This window comes from Natronococcus amylolyticus DSM 10524 (assembly GCF_000337675.1).
Taxonomy (GTDB): domain Archaea; phylum Halobacteriota; class Halobacteria; order Halobacteriales; family Natrialbaceae; genus Natronococcus; species Natronococcus amylolyticus.
In genome coordinates this window covers 1-12,111 of record NZ_AOIB01000039.1, presented here as the reverse complement: position 1 = coordinate 12,111, position 12,111 = coordinate 1, and the positions used below count along the sequence as shown (strand labels likewise).

At 65.3% G+C, this 12,111-nt stretch carries 12 protein-coding genes and 1 tRNA gene; 1 reads left to right on the top strand and 12 read right to left on the bottom strand.

The window, feature by feature from the left end; translation table 11 throughout:
- Nucleotides 1–68: 68 nt before the first annotated feature.
- The 3 genes from C491_RS19900 to C491_RS19890 form a co-directional block, all read right to left on the bottom strand.
- Nucleotides 69–1,319, bottom strand: a complete 1,251-nt coding sequence (locus C491_RS19900) for an RNA-guided endonuclease InsQ/TnpB family protein (RefSeq protein ID WP_005559644.1) — start codon at nucleotides 1,317–1,319, stop codon at nucleotides 69–71.
- A 295-nt stretch (nucleotides 1,320–1,614) separates the two neighbouring features.
- Nucleotides 1,615–2,190, bottom strand: a complete 576-nt coding sequence (locus C491_RS19895; RefSeq protein ID WP_005559643.1) for a hypothetical protein — start codon at nucleotides 2,188–2,190, stop codon at nucleotides 1,615–1,617.
- Nucleotides 2,187–2,552, bottom strand: a complete 366-nt coding sequence (locus tag C491_RS19890) for a ribbon-helix-helix domain-containing protein (RefSeq protein WP_005559642.1) — start codon at nucleotides 2,550–2,552, stop codon at nucleotides 2,187–2,189. The genes C491_RS19895 and C491_RS19890 overlap by 4 nt, the downstream gene beginning before the upstream one ends.
- A 290-nt stretch (nucleotides 2,553–2,842) precedes the next feature.
- Here C491_RS19890 and C491_RS19885 point away from each other — a divergent pair, with 290 nt between their 5' ends.
- Nucleotides 2,843–3,820: a Gfo/Idh/MocA family protein gene (locus tag C491_RS19885; protein ID WP_005559641.1), complete on the top strand. Its 978-nt coding sequence runs from the start codon at nucleotides 2,843–2,845 to the stop codon at nucleotides 3,818–3,820.
- A 19-nt stretch (nucleotides 3,821–3,839) separates the two neighbouring features.
- Here the strand turns inward: C491_RS19885 and C491_RS19880 are convergent, their stop codons facing one another.
- The 9 genes from C491_RS19880 to C491_RS23030 all read right to left on the bottom strand — a co-directional run bounded on the left by C491_RS19880 (nucleotide 3,840) and on the right by C491_RS23030 (nucleotide 12,041).
- Entirely contained in the window at nucleotides 3,840–4,922 is a 1,083-nt protein-coding gene (locus C491_RS19880) for a glutamate--cysteine ligase (protein ID WP_005559640.1), read from the bottom strand.
- A 69-nt stretch (nucleotides 4,923–4,991) separates the two neighbouring features.
- On the bottom strand, nucleotides 4,992–6,317 hold the full coding sequence (gene hcp, locus C491_RS19875) for a hydroxylamine reductase (RefSeq protein WP_005559639.1): 1,326 nt from the start codon (nucleotides 6,315–6,317) through the stop codon (nucleotides 4,992–4,994).
- A gap of 169 nt (nucleotides 6,318–6,486) precedes the next feature.
- The gene (locus tag C491_RS19870) at nucleotides 6,487–7,128 is read right to left on the bottom strand and encodes a fibrillarin-like rRNA/tRNA 2'-O-methyltransferase (RefSeq protein WP_005559637.1); all 642 of its coding nucleotides are present in this window, start codon (nucleotides 7,126–7,128) and stop codon (nucleotides 6,487–6,489) included.
- Entirely contained in the window at nucleotides 7,125–8,018 is an 894-nt protein-coding gene (locus C491_RS19865) for an NOP5/NOP56 family protein (protein ID WP_005559630.1), read from the bottom strand. Before C491_RS19865 ends, C491_RS19870 begins: the two co-directional genes overlap by 4 nt.
- A 60-nt stretch (nucleotides 8,019–8,078) precedes the next feature.
- Nucleotides 8,079–8,756, bottom strand: coding sequence for a hypothetical protein (locus C491_RS19860; RefSeq protein ID WP_005559624.1), 678 nt, complete (start codon nucleotides 8,754–8,756; stop codon nucleotides 8,079–8,081).
- 72 nt (nucleotides 8,757–8,828) lie between these two features.
- Entirely contained in the window at nucleotides 8,829–9,947 is a 1,119-nt protein-coding gene (locus tag C491_RS19855) for a DUF63 family protein (protein ID WP_005559622.1), read from the bottom strand.
- 63 nt (nucleotides 9,948–10,010) lie between these two features.
- The gene (locus tag C491_RS19850; RefSeq protein WP_005559619.1) at nucleotides 10,011–10,814 is read right to left on the bottom strand and encodes an inositol monophosphatase family protein; all 804 of its coding nucleotides are present in this window, start codon (nucleotides 10,812–10,814) and stop codon (nucleotides 10,011–10,013) included.
- A 934-nt stretch (nucleotides 10,815–11,748) separates the two neighbouring features.
- Nucleotides 11,749–11,831 (bottom strand) — tRNA-Leu (locus C491_RS19845).
- Nucleotides 11,832–11,879: 48 nt separating this feature from the next.
- Nucleotides 11,880–12,041 (bottom strand): hypothetical protein, encoded by a 162-nt coding sequence (locus tag C491_RS23030; RefSeq protein WP_160167170.1) that lies wholly within the window; start codon nucleotides 12,039–12,041, stop codon nucleotides 11,880–11,882.
- Nucleotides 12,042–12,111: the final 70 nt, after the last annotated feature.

Sequence of the window (12,111 nt, the reverse complement as noted above, 5' to 3'; positions counted from 1 at the left end):
ATCACGTGACATCCTCCCCGTGGTAAACGACGGGGCTTCCCGTACCGCAGGGTGGGATATTTGCTGGTCTACGATACGACCTGTTCTCTCGTGGTGAACGTCCCGCTCTCGCGGTCGAACAGGTGTACCGATGGCTGTGCCACACAGCCGTTACTCCTATCCTCGCCGTGAGGACTCGGAGTTATCTTCTGTCGCATGTTCTCCGCCCCGTTACAATCTGCGTTGGCTACCAACTCACACGATGAGCAGACGTACAGGCCACGTTCGACACGATTCGACTTCGTATCGTCACCACACCGTGAACACGTCTTCGAGGTGTTCCACTCGTTCTCTTTCAGCACCTCGACTCCACGGATCTCACCTTTGTATTCGAGGTACTGGTAGATGCGGTCAAACGCCCACGTGTGGAGTTTCTTGTTGCCGGTCTTACCCCAGTCTGACTCACGCACGTCTTCAGGCCAACTCACCGCGAGTGTTCCAACACCGCGTTCGACACATTCGGTGATGATGGTGTCCGTGAGAACGTGGTAGAAATGCGTCTCGCGGTCTGCGAGTTTCCTGCGTGCCCACATCGACTTCTTCGACGGGCCGTTCTCACCCTCAGTGTCGTACTCTGCTCGGGTGAAGTAGTGCCTGTCTTCTTTGAGCGAGTTACCGGGGTAGAGAACGTATTTGACGGGGAAGGCGACCGTGGCGATGTTCGTGATGCCAAGATCGATTCCAGCAACACCGTCGCCTGCGGAATCGTTGGTTTCGAGTTCAACCTTGCAGACGAAGTGCAGCTCCCACTCGTCACCGTCCCAGACAGCTCGAACGTTCTGCACCTTAGTGACTTCCGAGAGATCAACGTCGGGACGAGTCTGGTACTCACAGAGGATGAAGTCCGACCAGTTTTCTTTGAGGTTTGAGCCTTTGCTGAGTCGGACGCGGTTGTTTTCGGGGTCGTGTTTGAACCCGTCTGCTTTGAACGTGACCGTACTCTTGGGCCGGGTATCGCCGTATTTGCGGTAGCCGGGCGGATTCGCCTCGTCATCCTTGTGTCGCAGAACGAACCATGACTGGAAAGCGTCAGAAAGTTCTTCAATGACTTTCTGACTGGATTGTGCATTCAGGTCTTTCCAGCAGGGTTGGTTCTTCATGTACGCTTTGAGCGCCCTTTCGTCTGGGATTTCGCCTGTTGCGTTCCAGATACGGCCGGTTGTCCAGCGTGCGACGTTCCAAATCTTCGAGGCGGAGTCTCCGAGCGAATCGAGGCCATCGCTGACCTGTCGGTGGTTCTGGATGGAACCAACGTAGGTGCGCGTGACCTCAATCGCCATACATAGCCTATGTAGGCACGATAACTTAATGATTCGGGTTAGCGTGGAATATCCGGTCTGGCATCGACGGTTGATTGTGTAGGCGAGTGACGCGATTCACGCCCGGTCGTCAGACTACGTCTGACGGGCAATCAACAATCGGAAATTTCTGATGACGGCGTAAACGCCGGGATTTTCTCGCTGTTTAAAGATAGTGATTCGGTCGACCGGCCGTGACCAACGTACGAGTGACATATCGAGGAGGGACTCGTCTCGATTGGCACGAAAAATACGAGCGAGGTAACGGCCACCGCCGTTATTCCTCGAGGAGTGCCAGTATCCGGGTGACGTAGGGGCTGTCGTCCCAGCTTCGGTGCGGGCTGATCGCGCCGATCAGCGTTCTCGCCTCGCCGTGGGTCAGATGGCCGTTCCGAGCGTAGTCACGGATGAGTCGCGGCGTCGGGACGATGCGCGGACCCTGGAGTACCGCGTGGATGAGCGGAAAGTTCGTCCCACCGAACTCGTCGGTCAGAAAGCCGTCAACGCCGAGCGCGTTCGCGAGAACGATCCCATCGGTCTCGCCGTCGTCGAGACTGAACGTTGGCCGTGAGTCCGGGGCATCGGAGCGTTCGTACGGATCCTCGACCGAGTAGTGATCGCGAGCCGCGAGGACGTTGCTCGCGGCGGCGCCGTGGATATCCCGGTACTGCGTCATATCCCGAAGCTCCGCGATCACCTCGGGCGGTACGAATACTTCACATGACGTGAGAAGGTACTGGAGCGGATCCGGAGCCGTATCGGTGTCGGGGTCCGCGTCGGTGCGGGGCACGGCGAGACTGACGAGCGCACTGGTGTCGGCGACGACCGTTCGGAGCTGTCTCCCACCGCTCATCGATCGTCGTCCGCGGGATCGATCGTCACCGCGTCGTCGCCGTAGACATCCGCGTCGTCGGGAGCAGCGAGATCGAGCGGCTCGTCCTCGAGATCCGCCCTGAGGAGCCGGAGTCGCTGAGCGGTCTCGGCACCGACCAACTGCTTGACCGTCTCGAACTCGAGTCGGCCGTCGTAGTACTTCCTCGCAACCAGCTCCTGAAACGTCTCGCTGTCTGCGGTCTCCTCGATGTACTGACGGATGGCCTCGACGAGGAGCTCCGTCCGATCCGTCTCGAGGAGCTCCGCGATCGCGTCGAGCCGGTCGACCAGGTACTCCGGCGACTGGAAGTGGACGCGTCGGGGATCGTCGCTCGCACTCATGCTATGTGCAAATTTTGCACACGGATCGATAACCCTTTCGGTGCTTGTGCAACGTTTGCACATTCGATCCGAAAACCGATAGCGAACGTCCCGGTCGTCCGTATTGCCTCCTTCAGTCCTCGCCGTCGGTGGTGGCTCGATCGGGATTTCCGCACTGCCACAGGGAAGCCGGACGGGCTCCGTCCCCGAGGACGGCAATCAGAGACGACGGCTCGAAACGAGCGACCGTCGCGTCGACGTCGTCGCCCCTCGGCGTGCGGTTCTTTACCGATGGCCGAGACATCGGACGCATGGAGTTCGGCATCATCGGCACGGCGGGAATCGCGCGGAAGTCGGTACTGCCCGCGATCGACGCGAGCGAGCACGCGGTCGGAGCGGTCGCCTCCCGCGACCTCGAGCGGGCTCGGGCGTTCGCCGACGAGTTCGACATTCCGCGGAGCTACGGCGCGTACGGGGAGCTGCTCGAGGACGGCGGGATCGACGCCGTCTATATTCCTCTGCCGAACACCGCCCACGCCGAGTGGACGATCCGAGCCGCGGACGCCGGCCTGGACGTGCTCTGCGAGAAGCCGCTGGCGGTCGACGCTGACCAGGCCCGCGACGTCGCCGCCCGCTGCGAGGACCGCGGCGTCACGCTGATGGAGGCGTTCATGTACCGCTACCACCCGCGAACCGAGCGCGCGATCGAGCTCGCCCGCGAGGAGCTCGCGGACGTCCGCTCGGTCTCGGCTGCGTTCAAGTTCCCGCTGTTCGGCGATCCCGACAATGTCCGCCTCGATCCCGACCTTGCGGGCGGCTCGCTGATGGACGTCGGCTGCTACGCCGTCTCGGCCGCCCGCCAGTTCCTCGGCGAGCCCGACCGGGTCTACGCCCACACCCACGACTCCCGGGCTGTGGGCGTCGACACCGAACTCGCGGGGATCCTCGAGTACCACGACGGCGCCTCGGCCCGGATCGCCTCCGGGTTCGACACGCAGAAAGTACAGCGCTGCCGTGTCGAGGCCGCAAACGGCTGGCTCGAGGTCGAGGACGCCTTCGACGCACCTCTCGAGGAACCGCTCGAGCTCGAGTACCGAATCGACGGCCGCCACGCCGTCGAGACGTTCGATCCCGTGGACCACTACCGCCTGCAGGTCGAGCGGTTCGCCGACTACGTCGAATCGGGCGCGCGGCCCCGGACCGATGCTGACGAGGCCGTCGCGAACATGCGGGTGATCGACGCGCTCTACGAGAGCGCCGAGCGCGGGGAGCTCCGGGCGCTCCCGTAGTTAGGAAAAAGTGGGATGATCAGTGCGTCTCGAGCAGCAACGACTCGCAGAGGGCGTCGGTTCCCTCGTTCTCTCGGAGCCGGCGCTGGCGCTCGGCGCCGCTCTCGCGCTCGTAGACCTCGCGGATGCCGTCGATCCCCAGCCGTTCGCACTCCCGGTCGACGAGTTCGCCGAGGTCGACGGTCCCCTCGAGGTCGCGATCGATAAGGGAGACGTCCTGTCCGTGGCGGATCGCGCGCCACTTGTTCTCGTCGAGCAGCTCCCGACGGTGCCGATGGCCGGCGGTGCCGTCCTCGTACTCCTCGGCGAGGACCTCGACTAACGCGTGGGCGTACTCGACGAACGCCATCACGACGTCGGGGTCGGCCTGGCCGTCGGGCGTCCGCAGCTCGACGGTGCCGTGGGCCGTGTGGGGCCGGACGTCGTACCAGAGTTCGCCCCGGTCGGCGATGGCGTCGGTCTCGAGCATCCGGCGTTCGAACCGGTCGAAGTCGTCGAAGTCCTCGAACTGCGTCGGCATCCCGGTGTTGGGCAGTGCCTCGAAAATCTTCGCGCGGGCGGACTGGAGTCCGGTGTCGAACCCGTTCCAGTACGGCGAGTTCGCCGACAGGGCGAGCAGGATCGGCACGTACCAGCGCAGCTCGTTGGCGATCCAGACCGCCTTATCGGCGTCGTCGACGCCGACGTGGACGTGGACGCCCGCGGTCGTGTTGCGGTGCTGGGGGTACTGGATGCGGTCGAGCTGGGAGCGGTAGCGCGGCTTCTCGGCGTGCTCGAGTTCGCGCCACTTCGCCAGGGGGTGGAGTCCAGCCGCGGCGATCCGGTAGCCGTGGGTCTCGGCGTGGTCGGCCAGCGCTTCTCGAACCGACAGCAGCGAGTCGCGGGCGTCGCCCGGCTCCTCGATCAGCGGGGTCTGGGTCTCGATGACGAACTTGAACAGCTCGTGGTCGAGCCGTCCCTCGAGGATCTCGGGCGGATCGTGCTCGTAGACGAGGTCGTCGGTGCCGCTCGTCGGGCGACCCCGTTCGTCGACGACGTAGAACTCCTCCTCGATCCCGAGCGTACCCATGCGCGTAAACGATTCCGGCGACCCGCGTTCCATTGGCTCCCGTTTTCGGCCGCGGTGATAAATACCGTTTGGACTCGACAGGGCGACGGACGGACCGGGCACTCAGTCGTCGGCCGGCTGCGCCTGCGAGACCGGCTGTGGCTCGCCGAGCATCTCCTGGAGGTCGGCCTCGGGCTCGCCGATCGGCCGCAGGCCGAACTCCTCGTGGAGCAACTCGACGTTCGACTCGGTGAGAAACTCCGGCACCGTCGGTCCGAGTCGAATGTCCTCAACGCCGAGGTGGAGGAGACCGAGCAGGACGGCGATCGCCTTCTGCTCGAACCACGACAGCACCACCGACAGCGGGAGGTCGTTGACGCCGCAGTCGAACGCCTCGGCGAGCGCGCCCGCGATCTTTACCGTCGAAATCGAGTTGTTACACTGGCCGAGGTCGATGTACCGGGGGATCTCGGTGCCGGGAACGGTCCCCATCTCGAGGTCGCTGAACCGGAACTTGCCACACGAGGTCGTCAGCACGACGCAGTCGTCGGGGATCGCCTTGACGAGTTCGCGGTAGTAGTCCCGACCGGGCGTCGGCCCGTCACAGCCCGCGACGACGAAGAAACGACGGAGCGTGCCCGACTCGACGGCGTCGACGATCTCGTCGACCTGATCGAGGACGGGCTCGTGGTGGTAGCCGGTCGTGACGGTCTCGTCGCTCTCCCAGTCGACCGCCGGCAGCTCGTTAGCCCTCTCGATGACGGGTCCGAATTCGTAGTCGTCGATCGCTTCAACGCCCTCGAGCCCGGTCAGTCCCGTCGTGAAGAAGCGATCGCGGTACTCCTCTTTGGGCGGTTGGACGCAGTTGGTCGTGCCGACGATCGCGCCGGGGAAGTCGGCAAAGAGGAGTCGCTGGTCGTGCCAGGCGCCGCCGACGTTCCCCTTCAGATGGTCGAAGCGCGCGAGCTCGGGGTAGCCGTGGGCCGGCAGCATCTCCGAGTGGGTGTAGACGTTGATCGGCTCGTCCTCGGTCTGCTTGAGCAACTGCTTGAGTCCGTAGAGGTCGTGGCCCGTCACGAGGATCGACTTCCCTTCCACGGCGTTCTGGGGCACCTCGGTTGGTTCGGGGACCCCGAGTTCGGTCGTGTGCGCCTCGTCGAGCAACTCCATCACGTCGACGGCGGCCTTCCCGGACCGCATCGCGAGGTCGACGTGATCCTCCGTACTGAAGTTGACGTTGGTCAGCGTCGAGTACAGCGCCTCGTGGACGAGAGCGTCGACGTCGGGGTCGCGGTAGCCCATGTCGCGGGCGTGGGTCGCGTACGCCGAGATTCCCTTGAGCCCGTAGACGACGAGTTCCTGGAGCCCGTTGATGTCGGGCTCCTTCCCGCAGACGCCCCGCACCGTACAGCCGCCTTCCGGGGTTTGCTCGCACTGGTTGCAGTCCATACTCGAGTCACGGAACGGCGACCACATAAGGACAGAACGCGATTCCCGCGGGCTCGTAAGACCCGCAAAACGGGTTCGGGTTGGGGTTTATGTACCCTTGCTATGACGGTCAGCGAAAGCGGACCGATCGGCCGTCGAACACCTCTCGTGTGACGCGATCCGATTCCACCTACCGCGGACGCGCGACGATCCCGAGGTGGTCCGCGTGGTAGTCGTCGAGCCGACGATACTCGAGAACCTCGTACCCCTCGGACAGCTCGTCGCGGACGTCGGCGAAGACGTCGCCGGGTTCGCGGGTGACGTCCTCGCTTCGGGCCTTGACCGCGAGCACCAGTCGGCCGTCGTCGGCGAGAAAGCGCGCGTTCTCGAGGGCGACCCGGGCCTGACCCCGCGTCGCGACGTCCTGGACGATCGCGTCGACGTCGCACTCGACGACGTGGGCGTAGCGCTCTGGTTTCCGGGCGTCCGCGAGCAGCGGGAACAGTCGAGGCCGGGAGTCGGCCGCCTCGAGAAGGTCCCGTGCCGGACGCGGGGCGAACTCGACGGCGTACGTCGGGCCTGCGACGTCGGCGACGTGGCTCACCGTCGTCCCGCTGGCGGCGCCGAGGTATAGCACCATCTCGTCGTCGCCGCCCGCGAGCCCCGTCTCCATCCCAAGCTCGAGCATCGCGCCGAGCTTCGATCGGTTCGGGTTCCAGGCGCGCCATCCCTCGTTCGTCGGCTCGCCGTAGACGGGCTCGCCCCGCGTCGCAAGGCGTTCCTCACCGTCGAACTGACGGCGCTCGACGCCCGCGGGAAGCTCGTCGCTCACTCGTCGTCACCCCCGCTCTCGCCGCCCTCGCCGTCGTCGGTTCGGGACTGGATCGTCTCGATACGCTCCTCGAGTTCGGCCTCGAGTTCGGGCTTGCGCTCGCCCGAGTAGTGGTCGACGCGGGCCGCGATCGAGAGTTTGCCCGCGACCGCCCGCGCCGCGGAGCCCCGCTCGTCGGGGTGGGTGCCCCGCACCGCGTCGTGGGTGTAGATGATCCCGTGTTTCGGCGAAGAAGCGTGGCCCCGGAGGTGGGCGAAGAGGGCGTCCTCGGCGCCCAGAACCTGGACGGTTCCGCTGGGTTTCTTCGCGAGGGGCTCGAGGCCGCCGGCCAGCGAGATCAGCCGGGCTGCGAGCACGGGACCGGCAAGCGCCGCGAGATTGGGGGCGACGGTCGGCGTCTCACGCTCGACGTACTCGCGGAGCGCCTCGGCCTCGTCGGCTAGCGCGACGACGCGCTCGGCGAGCGAGACGATTCGGGGGTGATCGACGCCACCGTCGCGGTCGGCGTCATCGTCGGCGACCAGCTCGCGGGCGTAGTCGACGCCCGCGCCCGCGTCAGGGTCGATCGTCCCGGCCCACTCGGCGAGGCGTTCGGCCAGCTCGTTGGCCGTTCGCTGACAGTCGTCCATCGTCCGCACCGCGTGGACGAGCTGGCGGTCGTCGGCCCGCTCGGCCCGCTCGACGGCCTCGCGAGTCGCTGCCGTCGTCGCCTCCTTGAGTCGGTCGTAGTACTCCTTGGCGTCGTTCGCAAAGCCAGCCTCGACGGCTAGCTTCGGCCAGTCCGCGGGATCGGGGGCCGTTTCCTCGGCGATCGCGGCCGCCGCGGCCTCGGGATCGTCGGGCTCGAGGCCCGCGAACCAGCCCGCCTCCGCGGGCGAATCTGCTGTCATACCCGTCCCTTGTATCTCGGCGCGGTAAGTCGTTCCCGATCCGGCGACGGTGCAGGTCGGCTACCGTCCATCGTCCCGGATCCTATCGAGGCCCTCTCTCGTCACGTCGATGCCCTCGCTCTCGCCCGGCAGGATGTCGCCCAGGGCGGCGCCGAACGCCCCCGCCGTCCAGATAACCGTGATCCGTCCGAACGCCTCCGCAGTCGTCGGCTCTCCCTCGAAGATCCGTCCCCACATGATCATCAACCCCGTCGCCGTCAGCAGCGAGATCCCGAGGACGCCGACCAGGCGGCGGGGGACGAAGCCGAACAGCGGGTCGGTCACGCCGACGTCGCGGATATCGGTCCAGTAGAGCAACGCGGTCGTGAACAGGCCGATGAACAGCACGTTCGCGATCAGAAAGACCGGCACCCCCGCGACCGCGAACTCGACGAAGTGTTCGGCGATCTCGAAGACCCCGTCCTCGACGAGCAGGGGAAGCGAGAGGAGGATGCTGCCGACGAACGCCTCGGCCATGTCGCGCGTGGTGTAGCGCTTGATCCCGTTCTCGACCGCGTGGACGCCCGGCACGCGGTGAGCGGTGTGGATCGCCCGTCGAACCTGCTCGCGCTCGGCCGGGTGGTCGACGAGCTCCTCGAGTTCCTCGAGCTCCTCGACGAGCCGCTCGAGATCGGCCTCGGACGACGGATCCCTGTGCGGCGGGGGCTCCGAACCGGTGCGTGGCTCTCGCTCGGTCATTCGAGACGGATATCCGAGGGCGAGCGCAAAAGCACGTCGACTCGAGGCGGGCGCGACGACGGATCCGCCGCGTCAGACGCCGAACGTCGCCCGGAGCATGTCACGGCTCCCGGGACCGAGGCCGACGGCGACGACGGCGACCAACAGCAGGTACGCGAACTGCGGGCTCTCCTCGAAGATCTCCTCGTTGAACAGCCAGATGATGAACACGGGTGCGGCGAGTTTCAGGAGCGCGAAGGGCCAGGCCTCGCCGATCACCTCCGCGCTCTGGGGGAGCAACGCACCGGTGTACGTGACGATCGCGTCGTTGAGGGGGTGTTTCGGCGTGTACGTCATCCCCCAGACGTGCGACCAGTCGAGCATCAGCTGGTTTGCGAAGCCGTCGACCGCGTGGGCCCAGATGATGACGATCCCCATGTACCGGGTGCCCGCGTTCAGATCGGGTGCAAACCGCTCGATACCGAGCCAGACCAGCGCGGTCGAGACGGTGGCGGCCGTAAGCACGATCGCCGGGATCGACGGGTAGAACGTCGAGTACGGCTGCGTCGCCGCGGTGTATCCGAGGAAGCCGAGCGTCGCCGCGAGCGCGACGGCGCCGACCCCGAACAGCGGGTACTCGTAGCCCGAGACGTACTCCTTTCGCTCGAGCCAGACCCCGGCGACGATCGCGACCAGCGCGACCAGGAAGACGGTGACGTAGATCAGCGGGCTGATCAGAAAGCCCGACCACGGCAGCTCGATCGCCAGCTCACCCGTGTCGCGGTAGGCCGCGACGTTCGCGTCCTCGACGGTTCGCAGGGCGCCGCCGAACAGCATGAACGGGAACAGCGCGAAAAAGCCCGCTCGGTAGCGCTCGATCTCGAGCCAGTCGATGATGAAGTAGATCCCGACCAACAACAACAGGAGCGTCGGGATGTAGCCGGCGTACGAGATCGCCGTGTAGCCGGGCTCTGCGGTCGGCCCGGCGTTGGCGCCGGCCTCGTTGCAGGGTAGTTCGGCGCCGTCGGCCCACGCGACGCAGTTCCAGCCGTGAGCGTCGGCGACGACTGGCCCCCAGTAGTACTGCCAGATGAGATCGACGTACACTCGCTGTGGAAACGCCACCGCGAGGGCGGCAATGGCGACAGCGAGCACGATGACGGTCGCGGCCCAGATTTTGACGGGCCCGAACCGTTCGATGTACTCGTCCATACCCGATACCCGTGGGAGCGACCGCTTACCGTTTCCGGTTTACACTCCGAGAAAAACGCCAGCCTACGCGTCGATTCCCCGGGCGGCCTCGAGCAGTTCGTCGTGAATCGCGCCGTTCGAGGCGACCAGTCCCTCGCTGTCGTGGCGCCAGCGTTCGCCCTCGAGATCGGTCACCTGCCCTCCGGCCTGGCGGATCACGTGGACGCCTGCGACGGTGTCCCAGGGGTTCGCTCGCAGGTTCGTCGTGATCCCCTCGAGGGCGCCCGAGGCGACCATCGCGAGGCCGAGCTGGGCGCAGCCGAATCGTCGCATGTCGCCGAAGCGGGTGACGATCTCCCGATTTGCGGCGGCGTACTGGTCGCGGTGGTCGAAGTCCCACCAGAACGTCGGTGAGACGGTCGCGGCCTCGGGGTCGGCACAGTCGCTGACGGCGATCGGCTCGTCGTTCCGGAACGCTCCCTCGGGACCGCTTCGGTACTCGTCGTCCAGCGCCGGACAGACGATCGCCGCACCGACAGGTTCGCCGTCGATGACCGCTGCGACGGCGGTCCCGAACGCCCGGATCCCCCGGACGAAGTTGTTCGTCCCGTCGATGGGGTCGACGATCCAGGCCGGGCCCGACTTCGGGACCGCCTTCAGTTCGTCGTCCTCCTCGCCGACGACGGGGTCGTCGGGGTAAGTCTCGCGGATCGCCTCGATCACCGCAACCTGGGCCTCGCGGTCGGCCCGTGTGACGACGTCGGTTTTGCCGTTTTTCGTCTCGACGTCCAGGCTCGTGCGAAACGCGTCGCCAGCGATCGCAGCGCCCGCTCGAGCCGCGCGGACGGCGGTGTCGGCTCGTCGGTCGAGTTCGTCGGAGTCGCTCATTATTCGATTTCGGTGGGCCGCCGTGAAAAAGGGATCACGTTTCGACACGTCCCTCGGCTCGAGTCGGCGTCCGTGGACCGCTGGTTCTCGAGAGAACTGATAGCAACTACAGCAGTGGAGGGTCGCATAGTTTCGTTGCTCAGACATCGCACGAAACTCGCGTTCAGTACAGCCGAGCTACGTCTCACCCCGAGTCAGCCACTCTCTCTGCAGTGGCGCGCGCTGGTGAGCAGTTCGAGCAGTAGCGAGAACTGCTCGCTGACACTGCGCGAGGTCTTCGCGAGGAAACGAGCGAAGGCTTGGAAGACGCGCTGCGTCTTCCTGTGGATGAGTGAACGAGCACAGCGAGTGAGCGAATCGGTTGGGGAGGGTGTGGCAATCCCCTGTGTTCGTGCGAGCAGGACCTGCTACTCGTCGGTACCACCGCGAAAGTCCCACCCACGGGTGGGTGGTCGATACCGCAGACCCATCGCCGGCCTTCCATTCGCATCTGTATAGTAACAACTGAAGCTGTTTGCACACCGATCGCACAGCCATCGTGCGATCGGGTGCGCACTGACTTTCAGTGGCTACTATAGGTATCGAACCGTCTCAGATTTACGGGTCAGACTAAATACGAAAACCGTACTGCCAGCTACTAAGCGTGTCAACTGGAACTGTCTCACACACCGATCGTATAGTTCGCGGTTCTCACTCACTTCGTTCGCTCGCGGGTCACGTCGTTTCCCGTCTGCTCGCGGGCGCTGAGCGCCCGCTCGCACGGTCCGCGGGACCAGGTCCCGCGCTACTCGCATCCGCGGTTCTCACTGCGCTCGCTCCGAACCGCGCTCCAGTCATGGGACGGTGTGCACTGATGTTCAGTGATTACTCGTCGGTCAGTGTTGCGTAGAAGTTTGCGAGGGCAAGAGGCTCGCTCTTGCCGCACTGTGGTGAGTGCGAGGGGAGGGGATCGAACCCACGAACGTCTACACGAGCGGATCTTGAGTCCGCCGCCGTTGACCGCTTGGCTACCCTCGCACGCAGACAACGGTTCGTAGCTGTCGTATGAATACCCTGCGGTTTCGTCTACACCTCGAGCCGGCGCTCGAGGCCGCTTTGCTCCGCTGATCTCCCGCCCAAAGGCTCGAGGAGGTGTCGCGCACCGCAGTTGTGACACGCGTATCCGCCGTCGACGTGAGCGAAGAGGCGCTCGCCACAGCTCAGGCAGCGTCCGTCCGAGTGCTTCATCGGTCCGACGGTCACTGCTGCCGGGGAATAAGCATTCCGGGAGCTGTCTCTTATACACATCTCTGAGCGG

Bases quoted from the DNA above. Each gene is read 5' to 3' on its own strand.
- C491_RS19860 (WP_005559624.1), bottom strand. From the start codon at position 8,756: ATGACCGAGCGAGAGCCACGCACCGGTTCGGAGCCCCCGCCGCACAGG.
- C491_RS19885 (WP_005559641.1), top strand. From the start codon at position 2,843: ATGGAGTTCGGCATCATCGGCACGGCGGGAATCGCGCGGAAGTCGGTA.
- C491_RS19890 (WP_005559642.1), bottom strand. From the start codon at position 2,552: ATGAGTGCGAGCGACGATCCCCGACGCGTCCACTTCCAGTCGCCGGAG.
- C491_RS19895 (WP_005559643.1), bottom strand. From the start codon at position 2,190: ATGAGCGGTGGGAGACAGCTCCGAACGGTCGTCGCCGACACCAGTGCG.
- hcp (WP_005559639.1), bottom strand. From the start codon at position 6,317: ATGGACTGCAACCAGTGCGAGCAAACCCCGGAAGGCGGCTGTACGGTG.
- C491_RS19855 (WP_005559622.1), bottom strand. From the start codon at position 9,947: ATGGACGAGTACATCGAACGGTTCGGGCCCGTCAAAATCTGGGCCGCG.
- C491_RS19850 (WP_005559619.1), bottom strand. From the start codon at position 10,814: ATGAGCGACTCCGACGAACTCGACCGACGAGCCGACACCGCCGTCCGC.
- C491_RS23030 (WP_160167170.1), bottom strand. From the start codon at position 12,041: ATGAAGCACTCGGACGGACGCTGCCTGAGCTGTGGCGAGCGCCTCTTC.
- C491_RS19900 (WP_005559644.1), bottom strand. From the start codon at position 1,319: ATGGCGATTGAGGTCACGCGCACCTACGTTGGTTCCATCCAGAACCAC.
- C491_RS19865 (WP_005559630.1), bottom strand. From the start codon at position 8,018: ATGACAGCAGATTCGCCCGCGGAGGCGGGCTGGTTCGCGGGCCTCGAG.
- C491_RS19880 (WP_005559640.1), bottom strand. From the start codon at position 4,922: ATGGAACGCGGGTCGCCGGAATCGTTTACGCGCATGGGTACGCTCGGG.